Annotated in this window: 11 protein-coding genes; 5 read left to right on the forward strand and 6 right to left on the reverse strand. The window is 61.4% G+C overall.

Annotation, left to right across the window (positions count from 1 at the left end):
- The first annotated feature begins 14 nt into the window (after positions 1 to 14).
- Positions 15 to 968 (forward strand): adenosine deaminase, encoded by a 954-nt coding sequence (locus ACIPL0_RS26095; protein ID WP_400596073.1) that lies wholly within the window; start codon positions 15 to 17, stop codon positions 966 to 968.
- Positions 969 to 1,152: 184 nt separating this feature from the next.
- Here the strand turns inward: ACIPL0_RS26095 and ACIPL0_RS26100 are convergent, their stop codons facing one another.
- Both ACIPL0_RS26100 and ACIPL0_RS26105 read right to left on the reverse strand, forming a co-directional pair.
- Positions 1,153 to 1,839, reverse strand: coding sequence for an ArsR/SmtB family transcription factor (locus ACIPL0_RS26100; protein ID WP_400596075.1), 687 nt, complete (start codon positions 1,837 to 1,839; stop codon positions 1,153 to 1,155).
- 573 nt (positions 1,840 to 2,412) lie between these two features.
- Entirely contained in the window at positions 2,413 to 3,621 is a 1,209-nt protein-coding gene (locus ACIPL0_RS26105; protein WP_400596077.1) for a multidrug effflux MFS transporter, read from the reverse strand.
- A gap of 233 nt (positions 3,622 to 3,854) precedes the next feature.
- Between ACIPL0_RS26105 and ACIPL0_RS26110 the strand changes: the two genes are divergently transcribed.
- Positions 3,855 to 4,214 carry a hypothetical protein gene (locus ACIPL0_RS26110; protein WP_400596079.1) on the forward strand — a complete coding sequence of 120 codons (360 nt, stop codon included), beginning with the start codon at positions 3,855 to 3,857 and terminating at the stop codon, positions 4,212 to 4,214.
- Between the two features lie 87 nt (positions 4,215 to 4,301).
- The gene (locus ACIPL0_RS26115; protein WP_400596081.1) at positions 4,302 to 4,799 is read left to right on the forward strand and encodes a GreA/GreB family elongation factor; all 498 of its coding nucleotides are present in this window, start codon (positions 4,302 to 4,304) and stop codon (positions 4,797 to 4,799) included.
- A gap of 461 nt (positions 4,800 to 5,260) precedes the next feature.
- Here ACIPL0_RS26115 and ettA read toward each other — a convergent pair whose 3' ends face one another.
- Positions 5,261 to 6,925: an energy-dependent translational throttle protein EttA gene (gene ettA, locus ACIPL0_RS26120; protein WP_400596083.1), complete on the reverse strand. Its 1,665-nt coding sequence runs from the start codon at positions 6,923 to 6,925 to the stop codon at positions 5,261 to 5,263.
- Positions 6,926 to 7,312: 387 nt separating this feature from the next.
- Between ettA and ACIPL0_RS26125 the strand changes: the two genes are divergently transcribed.
- Both ACIPL0_RS26125 and glyA read left to right on the forward strand, forming a co-directional pair.
- Positions 7,313 to 11,152, forward strand: coding sequence for an EAL domain-containing protein (locus ACIPL0_RS26125; protein WP_400596085.1), 3,840 nt, complete (start codon positions 7,313 to 7,315; stop codon positions 11,150 to 11,152).
- A gap of 344 nt (positions 11,153 to 11,496) precedes the next feature.
- Entirely contained in the window at positions 11,497 to 12,750 is a 1,254-nt protein-coding gene (glyA, locus tag ACIPL0_RS26130) for a serine hydroxymethyltransferase (protein WP_400596087.1), read from the forward strand.
- Positions 12,751 to 12,916: 166 nt separating this feature from the next.
- On the opposite strand, the gene yjiA is transcribed toward glyA, so the two are convergent.
- The 3 genes from yjiA to ACIPL0_RS26145 all read right to left on the reverse strand — a co-directional run bounded on the left by yjiA (position 12,917) and on the right by ACIPL0_RS26145 (position 16,330).
- A complete protein-coding gene (yjiA, locus tag ACIPL0_RS26135) occupies positions 12,917 to 13,888 on the reverse strand; it encodes a GTPase (protein ID WP_400596089.1) in 972 nt (323 codons plus the stop codon).
- 148 nt (positions 13,889 to 14,036) lie between these two features.
- Positions 14,037 to 14,234: a YbdD/YjiX family protein gene (locus tag ACIPL0_RS26140; protein ID WP_400596091.1), complete on the reverse strand. Its 198-nt coding sequence runs from the start codon at positions 14,232 to 14,234 to the stop codon at positions 14,037 to 14,039.
- Between the two features lie 26 nt (positions 14,235 to 14,260).
- On the reverse strand, positions 14,261 to 16,330 hold the full coding sequence (locus ACIPL0_RS26145; RefSeq protein WP_400596093.1) for a carbon starvation CstA family protein: 2,070 nt from the start codon (positions 16,328 to 16,330) through the stop codon (positions 14,261 to 14,263).
- Between the last annotated feature and the right edge of the window lie 56 nt (positions 16,331 to 16,386).

The following is a 16,386-nucleotide window of genomic DNA, read 5'->3' on the forward strand; positions in this document are numbered from 1 at the left end:
GATGAGAAAAGCCCATGTACGACTGGTTGAACGCCCTGCCCAAGGCAGAATTGCACCTGCACCTGGAGGGCTCGCTGGAGCCGGAACTGCTGTTCGCTCTGGCTGAGCGCAACAAGATCGCCCTGCCCTGGGCCGACGTCGAAACCCTGCGCAAGGCCTACGCCTTCAACAACCTGCAGGAGTTTCTCGACCTCTATTACCAAGGCGCGGACGTGCTGCGTCACGAGCAGGACTTCTACGACCTGACCTGGGCTTACCTGCAACGCTGCAAGGCGCAGAACGTGATTCACACTGAACCGTTCTTCGACCCGCAGACCCACACCGACCGTGGTGTTCCGTTCGAGGTGGTGCTGGATGGCATCACCCGCGCGCTGAAGGACGGCAAGGAGCAACTGGGTGTCAGCAGTGGCCTGATCCTCAGCTTCCTGCGCCACCTCAGCGAAGAGGAAGCGGAAAAGACCCTGGACATGGCGCTGCCGTTCCGCGACGCCTTTGTTGCCGTCGGCCTGGACAGCTCGGAAATGGGCCACCCGCCGAGCAAGTTCAAGCGCGTGTTCGACCGTGCCCGTGGCGAAGGCTTCCTGACCGTCGCCCACGCTGGTGAAGAAGGCCCGCCGGAGTACATCTGGGAAGCACTGGACCTGCTGAAGATCCAGCGGATCGACCACGGCGTGCGCGCCATTGAAGACGAACGGCTGATGCAGCGCATCATCGACGAGCAGATCCCGCTGACGGTCTGCCCGCTGTCCAACACCAAGCTGTGCGTGTTCGATCACATGAGCCAGCACAACATCCTCGACATGCTCGAACGTGGCGTGAAGGTTACGGTGAACTCCGATGACCCAGCGTATTTCGGCGGTTATGTCACGGAGAACTTCCATGCGCTGCATACCCATCTGGGCATGACCCAGGATCAGGCAAAGCGCCTGGCGCAGAACAGCCTGGATGCGCGGTTGGTGAAGCCGTAAAGCGGAGTCGCTGACGCGTCGTTCCCGCGGGAAGGAGCTCTGCTCGCGGTAGCGGCCTCGCACAAGGCACAAAAAACTGTGGGAGCGAATTCATTCGCGAGACGGTGGCCCAGGCGACACATCGGTGTCGACCGGACTGGCCTCTCGCGAATGAATTCGCTCCCACACTGTTTGCCGGACTCGTTTACGCCGCGGCGGCAATCTTTTCGATTTCACGCTGACCGTTGGACGACACTTGCAACGTGCAGGCCTCTTCGGTGGCACGCAGCCAGCCCAGTTGCATGAACAATTGCAGCAACCCCGCCCCCAGTGCGCCGCCCAGATGCGGGCTGCACTCACCGGCACAGGCACAGACGGTTTCCCGCTGCCGATGGGCCAGCGCCGGAATGAAAATGCCGCGCTCGGCGAACCGGGAAATGCCGACGCTGGTGACTTCCAGACGCTGCTCGAACTGTTCGATCCAACCCGCACCCAGCATGCGCTGATACAACTCGGTGGCCATTTCACCGCCCAAGTGATCGGCACACACCCGCGCCCGGCGCAAAGGCAGAGGCGGCAGCGGCTGCGCCATGCTGCGGCTGACCACTTCGGCACTGATCATCGACGCGCTGGCCAGCGCCTGCACTGCCGCACCGACTTCCGGCGCCGCCATGCGGAAGAAGCGTTTGCGCCCGCGCACTTCCTGTCGCAGCAAGCCCCCGGAAGCCAGCCGCGCCAGATGTGCGCCCGCCGATGAGGTCGACAGACCCACCTGGAGCCCCAATTCGTCGGCCGCTCGCGAAGTACCATCCAGCAACGCCCACATCATCGCACTGCGTTTGGGATCGGCCAGCAACGCAGCGATCTGACTGATGCAAGGTGCATGTTCCATGTCTTCACTCCCTGTTGAACATATGTCTTTCGCAATCGCCCGGCGTGGTGTCGCAGCCCACGGAGAAATCCGCCCGCTGACAAAGCGACGCTCCCGGTCAGCGGATACAAGCGTCGACACGCGATGTGGAATAATTGGATCCATTTTTAGGGCGTCTAGTATAAGCCCTGCCCTTCGTCAAAAAATCACGCTCTCCGGCGCAACTGTCGAGACTTGTAGGAACGGAAAGCAAAAAGTGCCCGAGAGTCCAGCAAGCGCCGACACCCCAAGCACGTTCGATGACCATAAGAAAACGCTCAAAAACAAGCCTTTTAGCGTTATCTACAAAACTTGCGTGAGGAATACGAAGAATGTTCCTACGCGCCGAATTCCAAAAACCTTCATGAAAAAAAGCGCGTAGAACGGCGAACTTTTGCCCGACGAGATAAATGTTACAGATCCATCCACGTATCGAGCGCAGTCCGTATGTAAGGAACATCTGTTGACCCAGTAGCAAGAAACCGCACAGTCGGCCTTGTTTTCTACTGGATAAACAGTTCTGCCGGCGTCGTCCGGAGACGGACGCCGTCAGATTCAGATACGCACATCCTGATGCGGCACCTGCGCGTCGCGCTTCTTCTGCGCCTGACGCGTGATCAGCGCGAGGCTGACCGCCAGCACGCCACACAGGGTGATCACCGTTGCCATCGGCACCGCCGTGCCATCGTGCAACACACCCACCAATGCAGCCGCACCGGCCGCGACACTGAACTGCAGGAAACCGAGCATTGCCGAGGCACTGCCGGCGCGCTTGCCCTGCCCGGTCATGGCACAGGCCGAAGCGTTGGGAATGATGCAACCCAAGCTGGCGATGTACACAAACAGCGGAATCAGCAACGGCCACAGTTTCTCGGTGTGCAACGAAGCGATGCCGAGCAGGATCAGCGCCGCACTCACATAGACCCACACCGCACGCGACAGCATCCAGCCCGGACCGAAACGCCCGACCAGACGCGCATTGACCTGCCCCACCAGAATGAAGCCCGCAGCGTTGGTGCCGAACAGCCAGCCGTAATGCTCGGCCGGTACCCCGTAGAGTTTGATGAACACGAACGGCGAACCGGCGATGTAGGAGAACATCCCGGCGATGGCGATGCCGCCGGTCAGCGCATGGCCCAAGTAAATGCGGTCACTCAACAGCCCGCGATAGGCGCTCAGCGCACCGGATAATGGCGGACGCGGATGTCCGGCCGGCATGCTTTCCGGCAATCCCCAGGCCACGGCAGCAGCAGTGAGTGCGCTGAACAGCGTCAGGCAGAGGAAGATGCTCTGCCAGCCGGAGACATTCACCAGCAAGCCACCGAGCATCGGCGCGAGAATCGGCGCCAGCCCCATGACCAGCATCAGTTGCGAGAACACCTTGGCCGATTCCACCGGCGAGCACTTGTCGCTGACGATTGCCCGCGACAGCACCATACCGGCACAGCCCCCAAGCGCCTGAACGAAGCGCGCGGCGATCAGCCATTCCAGATTCGGCGCCAGCGCGCAGGCCAGCGATGCGAGGGTGAACAACCCGACACCGAACAGCAGTGGAAGGCGACGGCCGAAACGGTCGGCAATCGGCCCGTACAGAAGTTGGCCGAGACTCAGGCCGAGGAAATAAGACGCCAGGGTCAACTGAACATGTTTTTCGTCAGTGCCGAAAGCCTGGGCAATGGCCGGAAAGCCCGGCAGATAAAAGTCGATGGCCAAAGGGCCGAAGGCGCTGAGCGCGCCAAGAATCAGGATCGTTCTGAGGTTCATCAATCTTCCTAAACGGGGGTTCGCGCAACGACACAGTTTAACAACCCTGAATCTTCTCAGACCGTCCACAGAAAAATGATTGAAAGTTTTTTCAGAATTCCCTGTCCGCCGGGCGGACGGCGGGAACTTTTCGCGCAGCACCGGGCATCGGCTAATGGTTTTCTCACGGCGCTTTTACAAATCCCTCACCAATCCGCTTCTAGACTTTGGCTATAAGTGTCGAGGAAACGGAAATGAACACGCGTTGGGTTGTGCTGTGGTGTCTTGTGGTTGTCGCCGGATGTCAGTCTACCCATGACCAGTTATTGGCCGAAGGATATCCGCCGGCATTTGCCGATGGTTTTCAGGATGGTTGCGGTAGCGGGCGGCAGTCCGTGGACGCGATGAAAGGGCAATACAAGAAGGATGTGCCGCGTTATCTGCGCGACACGATTTACGCGCAGGGCTGGAGCGATGGCTTCCGACAGTGCCAGGCGCAGCTGGAAAACCGCAATGTGCAGGATCAGGGCCGCGACAGCATCTGGAATGACCGCGATCGCGCCTGGGAGCAACAGAAAACCCAGGATGCCGCCAAGGCCTATCGTTCTCACTGATCCGACAGGTCGCCTGTGGACATCTGCGACGCCAGACGGCGTGCCAACATGGCTCGACCTTCATGAGCCATCAACAGGGAGCACGCCATGAGCCGGGCCTTCGTCAACGAGGACCACGCCGCCGCCCAGGCCAGCCAGCCGGTGGAACGGCAGATCAGCGCCCAGCCCAATTACGTCACCGCCAGCGGCCTTGCGCAGTTGCAGGCTCAGGTCGCGACGTTGCAGGCGCAGCACAGTGAACAGGCCGTCCGTGGCGAGGCGGCCGACAAGCAGCGCCTGGCCGACATCGACCGCGACCTGCGCTACTTCAATCAACGGCTGCTCAGCGCCCAGGTGGTGACACCGGCGATCTCCACTGAAAAAGTGCAGATCGGCAGTTGGGTGACCTTTGCTGATGCCGAGAACACCCAGCAGCGCGTGCAACTGGTCGGCGAAGATCAGGCCGATGCCGCCAGCGGCCTGATCAACTGGGCCTCACCGCTGGGCCGTGCTCTGCTCGGTGCAACGGTCGGCGATGAAGTGACCTGGCAGCGCCCGGCGGGGGATCAGGTGATCGAAGTGGTGTTGATCGAGGCAGATGCCTGAATGCCGCATCCCCGTAGGAGCGCGCTTGCCCGCGATAGCGACATCTCCGCCAATGCCGAGGTATCGGACCTGACGCCATCGCGAGCAGAGCTCCCTCCCACAGGATTTGTGGTGCCCGATGCATTCGGCGCAACACATACCCCGTAGCAGTCCGGCTTGCCGGCGATAGCGTCGTGTCAGTCGATCCTGTTGTGGCTGGGCTGACGCCTTCGCGAGCAGGGCTTCCTCCCACAAAGTTCGTGGTGATCGACATGTTGGGGGCGCCCCCGTAGGAGCTGGGTTGCCCGCGAAGGTGTTGGGTCAGGCAACCTTGCAGCGTCTGAGCGGAAGCATTCGCGGGCAAGCCACGCTCCCACGGGGGTACGTTTTTGTGGGAGGTGTCAGACACATCCGATACGACACACACCCATCCAAACAAAAAACGGAGCCCGAAGGCTCCGTTTTTTCGACACTCGCCCGAATCAGGCCAGTTTCTTGTGACGCACGCGGTGCGGCTGGGCAGCGGCTTCGCCCAGGCGTTTCTTGCGGTCGGCTTCGTACTCGGTGTAGTTGCCTTCGAAGAACACCGCCTGCGAATCGTCTTCGTAGGCCAGGATGTGGGTCGCCACGCGGTCCAGGAACCAGCGATCGTGGGAAATCACGATGGCGGCGCCCGGGAAGTCCAGCAGGGCTTCTTCCAGGGAACGCAGGGTTTCGACGTCGAGGTCGTTGGACGGTTCGTCGAGCAGCAGGACGTTGCCGCCCTCTTTCAGGGTCAGAGCCAGGTGCAGACGACCGCGTTCACCACCGGACAGGTCCTTGACGAACTTCTGCTGGTCGCCGCCCTTGAAGTTGAAGCGGCCGACGTAAGTGCGCGACGGGATTTCGTAATTGCCGATCTTGATCAGGTCGGAACCGTCGGAAATCTGTGCGAACACGGTCTTGCTGCCATCCAGGTCTTCGCGGCTCTGGTCGACGCACGCCAGTTGCACGGTTTCACCGACCTCGATGCTGCCCGAATCCGGCTGTTCCTTGCCCATCAGCATGCGGAACAGGGTCGACTTACCGGCACCGTTACCGCCGATCACGCCGACGATGGCGCCTTTCGGCATGGAGAACGACAGGTTGTCGATCAGCACGCGATCGCCGTAACCCTTGGTAACGTTCTTGAACTCGATGACCTTGTCGCCCAGGCGCGGACCGGCCGGGATGTAGATCTCGTTGGTCTCGCTGCGCTTCTGGAATTCCTGCGACTGCATTTCTTCGAAGCGTTGCAGACGGGCCTTGGATTTAGACTGGCGAGCCTTGGCGCCTTTGCGCACCCACTCCAGTTCTTCCTTCATGGCCTTTTCATGGGCCGACTGCTGCTTGGATTCCTGGGCCAGACGGTCGGATTTGGCTTCCAGCCAGCCAGAGTAGTTGCCTTCGTACGGAATGCCCGCGCCGCGGTCGAGTTCCAGAATCCAGCCGGCGACGTTGTCGAGGAAGTAACGGTCGTGCGTGATCGCAACCACGGTGCCCGGGAAGTCGTGCAGGAAGTGCTCCAGCCAGGCGACGGAATCGGCGTCCAGGTGGTTGGTCGGTTCGTCGAGCAGCAGCATGTCCGGCGCGGACAGCAGCAGACGGCACAGGGCCACGCGGCGTTTTTCACCACCGGACAGGTGCTCGACCTTGGCGTCCCACGCTGGCAGGCGCAGGGCATCGGCGGCGACTTCCAGTTGGCGCTCCAGGTTGTGACCGTCGCTGGCCTGCAGGATCGCTTCCAGCTTGGCCTGCTCGGCAGCCAGCTTGTCGAAGTCTGCATCCGGCTCGGCGTAAGCGGCGTAGACCTCGTCCAGACGCGCCTGGGCGTCCTTGATCACGCTGACGGCTTCCTCGACCACTTCACGGACCGTCTTGCTCGGGTCCAGCTGTGGTTCCTGCGGCAGGTAGCCGACATTCAGCTCTGGCATCGGACGCGCTTCACCGTCGAACTCGGTGTCGACGCCGGCCATGATTTTCAGCAGTGTGGATTTACCCGAGCCGTTGAGGCCCAGCACACCGATCTTGGCGCCCGGGAAGAACGACAGGGAGATGTTTTTCAGGATTTCCCGCTTCGGCGGAACAACTTTGCTCAGCCGATGCATGGTGAAGACGTATTGAGCCATGGAGTGAAACCTGGGGTCTGGATAATAAATGTGAAGAACGCGAGCTTAGTGCTCCGTCGCAAAAATAGCTTTTATTTATCTTCGCAACTTGCCGTCGGGCAGTTCCGCGCCTTGAATTGATGAAACGCGGCTGCAACAGCGTCGATAAACTTCCGAGTACCGGTCATCAAGCTGGAGCAATGTTTGCAAGGCCGTATCAGGCTTGCAGAAATCGGGCACCTCGCGCGTGGCGCAAAACTACCCGAATGCAGTCGACAGGGCAAACGGTGCGGGCCAATGGGGCTGGCACTTAGCCACAAGTCAGGGCATGCTAGCCGCCCCTCGGGGCGTCGAGCGTAGTAGTGCAACTTGCACAGGCTGATTCAGTCCAGCAGTCAGGATCAAAGTTTGTCCACACCAACACCCGTTACTCCCCTGCGCACATCGAAGCGCTCGGCCACTCTGCCGTTTCGGGGCTCGCTGAAAGGCGCGCTGGCGGTACTGGTGTTGCTGATGCTCATGTTGCTGCTGTGGCAACTGGTCGAACAGTTTCAGCAGACGCAGGAGCGCCAGCACCAGCGCAGCGTCGATTACAGCATTCAGCTGGCGGATCGTCTCAGCCTGAATATGGCGCTCAACGCCCAGGTCGCGCTCAATCAGCTGGACGACAACAAAGGCAACCGCACCATTGCCCAGAAAGCCTCGCTGCTCGAAAGCCTGCGTCAGTCGATGCCAGGGCTGCGCAGCGTGGCCTGGCTCGACAGCGACGGAGATATCACCGCAGACAGCGCGGCGGACAGCAAGGACGCCGACTTTTTGACTCAGCTGCACCCGACCATTCAGGGCCGCACCTACTATTACGCCGACGCGCCCGACGGTTCGCTGTTTTACCTGTTCGTCCGCCAGCCGGGCGGTGACAGTGACCGTTACTGGGTCATCCGCCAGGGCCCGCAGGCACTCAAGGCGCTGACCCGGCAAAGCAGCGATCAGGATTATCAGCCGGTCTGGCAACTGGAAAACCGTAGCAACCATCGGGTGATCTACCGCGGCGAGACCGACGGTGCCACACCGGGCGAAAGCAATCTGCAGACCGTCCTGCTGGAGCCTCTGACCAACAGCGACTGGCAACTGCGCGGGCAATTCGACGCCAACAAGGCTCGTCAGGTGCTGATCACGCCGCTGATCTGCAAATCACTGGTCGCCCTGCTCTGCTCCATCGTGCCGCTGCTGGCGCTACGCAGCCTGCGTCGCCGGCAGTTGCAGTTGCGCGAAAGCCGCCGCCGTTACAAGGACATCTTCGAGGGCACCGGCGTGGCCCTGTGCGTGCTCGACCTGTCCGGCCTGCCCGACTATCTCAAGCACCTGCAACTGCACAGCAGCGACGAACTGCGTCAGCGCCTGAGCCAGCACCCGGATCAGCTCAAGGGCCTGCTGCATCAGTTGCGCATCAGCGAAGTCAATCAGGTGGCCGCGCAGTTGCTGCGCGCAGAGTCGGCCGAACAGGTCTGGGAGCAACTGATCCGGGGTTGCCCACGTTCGAAACAGGGTATCGGCGTGCAGTTGATCTGTGCCGTGCTCGACGATCAGCGCCAGCTGGAACTGGAAATCCTCCTGCCCGATGCCGAAGGCAATGATCAGCACCTGTGGCTGGTGGTTCGCCTGCCCGAGCAGCCGCGGGACTTCAATTCGGTGATCCTCAACATCAACGACATCACCAACCGCAAACAGACCGAGCTGGCGCTGCTGGAACGCGAGCGCTTCTGGTCGGACGTGGTGCGCACCGTGCCGGACCACCTGTATGTGCAGGATGTCATCAGCCGACGCATGATCTACAGCAACCATCACCTAGGCCAGACGCTGGGCTACGGCAAGGACGAATTGCAGGAGATGGGCGAGCGCTTCTGGGAAGTCCTGCTGCACCCCGACGATGCCCCGGCCTATGAACAACTGCGTCAGACCCGCAGCGAAGACAGTCGCAGCGAGCTGATCGAAACCCAGCTACGCTTCCGTGATTGCCAGCAGCGCTGGCGGCGCTTCGATATCCGCGAACAGGCGCTGGCCCAGGACAAGACCGGCCGGATCACCCGCATCATCGGCGTGGCCAAAGACATCACCGAACAGATCGAGGCCAGCCAGTCCCTGCGCGACAGCGAGCAGCGCTACCGCATGCTGGCCGAAAGCATCAGCGACGTGATCTTCTCCACCGACAACCGGCTCACGCCCAACTATGTCAGCCCTTCGGTCAACAGCGTGCTCGGCTACAGCGCCGAGTGGATTCTGCAGAACGGCTGGAACACCATCATCGCCAACCCGCTGCAACTGGCCTCGTTGCATGCCCTGCTCAACCGGGTCGGCAAGGCACTGGGCAAACCGGAGGCCATGGCGACGCTGCGCAGCGAGGTGACCACCGAACTGTTTCTGTTCGACTGCCTGCGTGCCGACGGGCGCAAGATTCCGGTAGAGCTGCGCCTGGTGCTGGTGTGGGACGATGCCGGTAACTTCGAAGGCATCCTCGGCGTCGGCCGCGACATCAGCCAGCAACGCCGCGCGGAAAAAGACCTGCGCATGGCGGCCACGGTGTTCGAGCACTCCACCTCGGCGATCCTGATCACCGACCCGGCTGGTTATATCGTCCAGGCCAACGACGCCTTCAGCCGGGTCAGCGGTTATGAGGTCGCGCAGGTCCTCGATCAACTGCCGATGATGCTGACCGTCGAAGACCAGCAGGAAGCGCAGCTGGGCTACATCCTCAAGCAATTGCACCAGCGCGGCAGCTGGGAAGGCGAGTTGTGGCTGAAACGCCGGGACGGCGAACATTACCCTGCCTGGGTCGGTATTACCGCCGTGTTCGACGACGAAGGCGACCTCGCCAGTTATGTCTGTTTCTTCAGCGACATCAGTGAGCGCAAGGCCAGCGAACAGCGCATTCACCGTCTGGCCTACTACGACGCCCTGACCCACCTGCCCAACCGCACACTGTTCCAGGATCGCCTGCACACCGCCCTGCAGCATGCAGAACGGCAGAATGCCTGGGTGGTGCTGATGTTCCTCGACCTGGACCGCTTCAAGCCGATCAACGACTCCTTGGGCCACGCCGCCGGCGACCGCATGCTCAAGGAAATGGCCCTGCGCCTGCTCGAATGCGTGGCCGAAGACGACACCGTGGCGCGCATGGGCGGCGACGAATTCACCCTGCTGTTGCAGCCGGGCGCCACGCAACAGGCGGCGCTGACCCGGGCGATCCATGTCGCCGAGCAGATTCTCGCCAGCCTGGTGAAGCCGTTTGTGCTGGAAGGTCGCGAGTTTTTCGTCACCGCCAGTATCGGCATCGCCCTCAGCCCGCAGGACGGCCACGAGCTGAGCCAGCTGATGAAGAACGCCGACACGGCGATGTACCACGCCAAGGAGCGTGGCAAGAACAACTTCCAGTTCTATCAGGCGGACATGAACGCCAGCGCCCTGGAGCGCCTGGAGCTGGAAAGCGACCTGCGCCACGCCCTGGAGCAGGAGGAGTTCACCCTGTATTACCAGCCGCAGTTCAGCGGCGACGGCAAGCGCCTGACCGGCACCGAAGCGCTGCTGCGCTGGCGCCATCCACGCCGTGGCCTGGTGCCGCCGGGCGACTTCATTCCGGTGCTCGAAGAACTGGGGCTGGTGGTCGAGGTCGGCGAGTGGGTGCTCAAGGAAGCCTGCCGTCAGTTACGCGAATGGCACCTGGCCAAGGTTCGCGTGCCGAAAGTCTCGGTCAACATCTCGGCGCGGCAGTTCTCCGATGGTCAGTTGGGCATGCGCATCGCCAATATCCTCAAGGAAACCGGCCTGCCGCCGGCGTGCCTGGAGCTGGAACTGACCGAAAGTATCCTGATGCGCGAAGTCAGCGAGGCCATGCAGATCCTCGACAGCCTCAAGCGCCTGGGCCTGAGCATTGCGGTCGACGACTTCGGCACCGGTTATTCGTCGCTCAACTACCTGAAGCAATTCCCCATCGATGTGCTGAAGATCGACCGCACCTTCGTCGACGGCCTGCCGTCGGGCGAACAGGACGCACAGATCGCCCGCGCCATCATCGCGATGGCCCACAGCCTCAACCTGGCGGTGATCGCCGAGGGCGTGGAAACCCACGAGCAACTGGAGTTCCTGCGTGAACACGGCTGCGACGAGGTGCAGGGTTACCTGTTCGGGCGGCCGATGCCGGCGCAGCGCTTTGAAGCGCAGTTCAGCAATGACGCCCTGTTCATGATTGATTGAATGCCCCGTGTAGGAGCGCGCTTGCCCTGCGACCGCATGTAGGAGCTGGCTCGTCCTGCGACCGCGTGTAGGAGCTGGCTTGTCCTGCGACCGGCTGCGAAGCAGTCGTAAATCCATTCTCACTGGCCGTAACTGACACACCGCGTGCGCAGGTTCTACGACGACTGCGTCGCCGGTCGCAGGGCAAGCCAGCTCCTACATGCGCTCGCAGGACACGCCAGCGCCTACAGGTTCGCGGAAGCTGCAGCCCGCTCATCAGCGACATGATCCGCTTTCATATGCCAGATAAAAGCCGATGGGGTAGAATGCCCCCCTTTTCAACTGCCCGATCCCCGAGGACCGCCATGTTCAGCCGTAATTTGACTATCGCCAAGTACGACTCCGACCTGTTTGCCGCTATGAAACAAGAAGCCAAGCGCCAGGAAGAGCACATCGAGCTGATCGCCTCGGAAAACTACACCAGCCCGGCCGTCATGGAAGCCCAGGGCTCGGTTCTGACCAACAAGTACGCCGAAGGTTATCCGGGCAAGCGTTACTACGGCGGCTGCGAATACGTCGACATCGTCGAGCAACTGGCCATCGACCGCGCCAAGCAACTGTTCGGCGCCGACTACGCCAACGTCCAGCCGCACGCCGGTTCTCAGGCCAACAGCGCCGTCTACCTGGCCCTGCTGAACGCCGGTGACACCATTCTGGGCATGAGCCTGGCCCACGGCGGTCACCTGACCCACGGCGCCAGCGTTTCCTCGTCCGGCAAGCTGTACAACGCCGTTCAGTACGGCATCGACGGCAACGGCCTGATCGACTACGACGAAGTCGAGCGTCTGGCGGTCGAGCACAAGCCAAAAATGATCGTTGCCGGTTTCTCGGCCTACTCGCAGGTGCTGGACTTCCCACGCTTCCGCGCCATCGCTGACAAGGTCGGTGCCTACCTGTTCGTCGACATGGCCCACGTTGCCGGTCTGGTTGCTGCCGGTGTCTACCCGAACCCGATCCCGTTCGCCGACGTCGTCACCACCACTACCCACAAGACCCTGCGCGGTCCACGTGGCGGCCTGATCCTGGCCCGTGCCAACGCCGACATCGAGAAGAAGCTGAACTCCGCCGTATTCCCGGGCGGCCAGGGCGGCCCGCTGGAGCACATCATTGCCGCCAAGGCGATCTGCTTCAAGGAAGCGCTGCAGCCTGAGTTCAAGGAATACCAACAGCAAGTAGTGAAGAATGCCAAGGCCATGGCCGCCGTGTTCATCGAGCGTGGTTTCGACGTGGTCTCCGGCGGCACCGAGAACCACCTGTTCCTGCTGTCGCTGATCAAGCAGGACATCTCCGGTAAAGACGCTGACGCCGCTCTGGGTCGCGCCTTCATCACCGTGAACAAGAACTCCGTGCCGAACGACCCACGTTCGCCGTTCGTCACTTCCGGCCTGCGCTTCGGTACTCCGGCCGTGACCACTCGTGGCTTCAAGGAAACCGAGTGCAAGGAACTGGCTGGCTGGATCTGCGACATCCTGGCCGACCTGAACAACGAAGCGGTGATCGACGCCGTTCGCGAGAAGGTCAAGGCCATCTGCGCCAAGCTGCCGGTTTACGGCGCCTGATAGCAGTGTGCTGATGTGAAAAAGCCCGGCTCTTGAGCCGGGCTTTTTTGTACAGGATGTCCCGTCCTGTAGGAGTGAGCTTGCTCGCGATGCACTCGTTCAGGCACCACTGCGGTGACTGATAGATCACATCGCGAGCAAGCTCACTCCTACAGTTCAGGCTGCCCTACTCCGCCGCTACCCTGGCAAACCCTTCCCGAATCTTCTCCTCCGGCAGATCATCGGCGATGAACACGATCACGCTCTCGCGCTGCTCGCCTTCAGCCCATTCCACGTCGAAATCGAAGCCGTACAGCTTCAGCACGCCCTGAAACACCAGCTTGCGGTCCTCGCCAGCGATGTTCAGCACGCCCTTGTAGCGCAACAGTTGCTTGCCGTGGTCTTCCAGCAGTTCATTCATGAACTCGCTGAGTTTGTCGATATCCAGCGCCTTGTCGCTGCGCAGCACCAGACTGCTGATCCGGTCGATGCCACGGCCAGCCGGTGCGACCGGGCGCAGGCTCAGGCCGCCCGCTTCGGCATTGAGGTTGAAGCCGCGCACATCGAGCAATTCGGCCAGGTCGATCTTGCCGTGCTCGACCACGCGCACAGGCGCGCGGCGGTTGATGCGGGTCAGACGCTCGCTCAAGGCGTTGAAGGTCGCTTCGTCCACCAGATCGGTCTTGCTCACCAGCAGGCGGTCGGCGAAGCCGATCTGGGCCTGGGCGATGGTCTGTTGCAAGTGGGTATCAGCGTGGGCGACATCGACCAGGGTGATGATGCCGTCGAGGATGTAACGGTCGCGCAGCTCTTCATCGATGAAAAAGGTCTGTGCCACCGGTGCCGGGTCGGCCAGACCGGTGCATTCGATCACCAGCCGGTCGAAGGCGATCTCGCCGTTGTCCACGCGCTCCAGCAAGAGCAGCAGCGCGCGGGTCAGGTCGGTGTGGATGGTACAACACACGCAACCGTTGGACAGGGTCATCACCTGCACCGGCTCGTCGCCGAGCAACTGGGTGTCGACCCCGGCATCACTGAATTCGTTTTCGATCACGGCGATTTTCAGGCCGTGCTCTTCCTTGAGCAGGTGACGCAGCAACGTGGTCTTGCCCGCGCCGAGGAAACCGCTCAGCACAGTGACGGGAATTGGATTGAGCAAACAGAAATCTCCCATGCGCAAAAAGAACTGTAGGAGTGAGCTTGCTCGCGATCCGCCAGACCAGACACCCCTTTGGTGACTGATCCAACACATCGCGAGCAAGCTCACTCCTACAAGGGACCTGCCGGATTATGGCAAGCCTATCGAATCAACAACACTTCGGCCCACCCTTGCCGCCGTAACGTGCGTCCTGGCGTTCGCGGAAGAACGCCTCGTAGGACATCACCGGCTTGTCCGGGTGTTTGCTCTGCATATGCTCGACATAGTTGTCGTAGTCGGGCATGCCCACCATCAGGCGCGCGGCCTGACCGAGGTATTTACCCAGTCGACTCAGGTCATTGAACATACACGGCTCCTCGCCTCACAGCACACTCAGTTGGTTTTCGGGAATGCCTGGAATGGCGCTTCCTTGTCGCTGCGTTCTTTCTTAGTCCAGGCCGCGCGACCGACCTTGATCGCGTAGAACAGAATACTCAGCACCACGAACAGGAACAGCGCGGTCAACGCCGCGTTGGTATACGCGTTGAAGATCACGTGCTGCATCTGATCGACGGTCTTGGCCGGGGCCAGGATCTGACCGGCATCAGCTGCGGCGCTGTATTTCTTCGCCAGCGCGAGGAAGCCAACCGCCGGGCTCGGGTCGAACAGCTTGATGAAACCGGCAGACACGGTGCAGATCAGCAGCCACGCCGCCGGCAGGATGGTGACCCAGGCGTACTGCTGGCGTTTCATTTTGATCAGCACGACCGTCGCCAGCATCAGCGCGATACCGGCCAGCATCTGGTTGGAGATGCCGAACAGCGGCCACAGGGTGTTGATGCCGCCCAACGGGTCGATCACGCCTTGGTACAGCAGGTAACCCCACAGCGCCACGCAACCACCGGTGCCGATGGCGTTGGCGGTCCAGGATTCAGTGCGTTTCAGAGATGGCACAAAGCTGCCCAGCAGGTCCTGCAGCATGAAACGACCGGCACGGGTACCGGCGTCAACCGCAGTCAGGATGAACAGCGCTTCAAACAAGATCGCGAAGTGGTACCAGAACGCCATGGTGTCCTGACCAGGGAATGCCTGATGCAGGATCTGCGCAATACCGACCGCCAGGGTCGGCGCGCCACCGGCACGGGCCAGTACGGTGTTCTCGCCAATTTCCTTGGCGACGGCGGTCAACTGATCAGGCGTGATCATGAAGCCCCAACTGCTGACCATTTGCGCCACGGCGTTGACGTCACCGCCGACGATGGCGGCCGGGCTGTTCATGGCGAAATAGATACCCGGTTCGATGACCGAAGCCGCGACCATCGCCATGATGGCAACGAACGATTCCATCAGCATGCCGCCGTAACCGATGTAACGGGCGTTGACCTCGTTATCCAGCAGCTTCGGTGTGGTGCCCGAAGAAATCAGCGCATGGAAGCCGGACACCGCACCACAGGCGATGGTGATGAACAGGAACGGGAACAGGGTGCCCTTCCACACCGGGCCGGAGCCATCGGTGAACTGGGTCAGGGCCGGCATTTTCAGCTCGGGCGCAAGAATCAGGATGCCGATCGCCAGCGCGACGATGGTGCCGATCTTCAGGAAGGTCGACAGGTAATCGCGCGGTGCCAGCACCAGCCACACCGGCAGCATGGCAGCGACAAAACCGTAACCGACCAGCATCCAGGTGATCTGCACGCCGGTGAACGTGAACATCGGCGCCCATGCAGGGCTGGCCGCCACCTGACCGCCGACCCAGATCGACAGCAGCAACAGGACCACACCGATCACGGAAATCTCACCGATGCGACCCGGGCGGATAAAGCGCATGTACACGCCCATGAACATCGCGATCGGGATCGTCGCCATCACGGTGAACATGCCCCACGGGCTTTCGGCCAAGGCCTTGACCACGATCAGCGCCAGCACCGCGAGGATGATGATCATGATCAGGAAGCAACCGAACAGCGCGATGGTGCCGGGGATGCGGCCCATTTCTTCGCGAACCATGTCGCCCAGCGAACGGCCGTTTCGGCGGGTGGAGAGGAACAGGATCATGAAGTCCTGCACCGCACCGGCCAGCACCACGCCGGCGATCAGCCATAGCGTGCCGGGCAGATAGCCCATTTGCGCAGCCAATACCGGGCCGACCAGCGGGCCTGCGCCAGCGATGGCAGCGAAGTGGTGGCCGAAAAGAATGTGTTTGTTGGTGGGGACGTAATCCAGACCGTCGTTGTTCAGCACCGCAGGGGTGGCGCGGTTCGGGTCGAGTTGCATGACCGAACTGGCAATGAACAGGCTGTAATAACGGTAGGCAACCAGATAAATGGCGACGGCGGCGACGACAATCCAGAGGGCGTTGATGGCTTCACCACGACGCAATGCAACCACGCCAAGGGAAAAGGCCCCGAGAATCGCCACAACCAGCCAGGGCACGTGGCGCAGCAGACTATTATTGCTTTTCATTTTTTTGTTTCCAGCAGAGTGGACTTGTTTGAAACAGCCCACAGAGTTTAGCGCCG

The organism is Pseudomonas sp. NPDC090208, from assembly GCF_044746785.1.
In the GTDB taxonomy this organism is placed as follows: Bacteria; Pseudomonadota; Gammaproteobacteria; order Pseudomonadales; family Pseudomonadaceae; genus Aquipseudomonas.

Excerpts from the sequence above, each read along its gene's own strand:
- ACIPL0_RS26095 (WP_400596073.1), top strand. The coding sequence starts at position 15 with ATGTACGACTGGTTGAACGCCCTGCCCAAGGCAGAATTGCACCTGCAC.
- ACIPL0_RS26100 (WP_400596075.1), bottom strand. The coding sequence starts at position 1,839 with ATGGAACATGCACCTTGCATCAGTCAGATCGCTGCGTTGCTGGCCGAT.
- ACIPL0_RS26105 (WP_400596077.1), bottom strand. The coding sequence starts at position 3,621 with ATGAACCTCAGAACGATCCTGATTCTTGGCGCGCTCAGCGCCTTCGGC.
- ACIPL0_RS26110 (WP_400596079.1), top strand. The coding sequence starts at position 3,855 with ATGAACACGCGTTGGGTTGTGCTGTGGTGTCTTGTGGTTGTCGCCGGA.
- ACIPL0_RS26115 (WP_400596081.1), top strand. The coding sequence starts at position 4,302 with ATGAGCCGGGCCTTCGTCAACGAGGACCACGCCGCCGCCCAGGCCAGC.
- ettA (WP_400596083.1), bottom strand. The coding sequence starts at position 6,925 with ATGGCTCAATACGTCTTCACCATGCATCGGCTGAGCAAAGTTGTTCCG.
- glyA (WP_400596087.1), top strand. The coding sequence starts at position 11,497 with ATGTTCAGCCGTAATTTGACTATCGCCAAGTACGACTCCGACCTGTTT.
- ACIPL0_RS26140 (WP_400596091.1), bottom strand. The coding sequence starts at position 14,234 with ATGTTCAATGACCTGAGTCGACTGGGTAAATACCTCGGTCAGGCCGCG.
- ACIPL0_RS26145 (WP_400596093.1), bottom strand. The coding sequence starts at position 16,330 with ATGAAAAGCAATAATAGTCTGCTGCGCCACGTGCCCTGGCTGGTTGTG.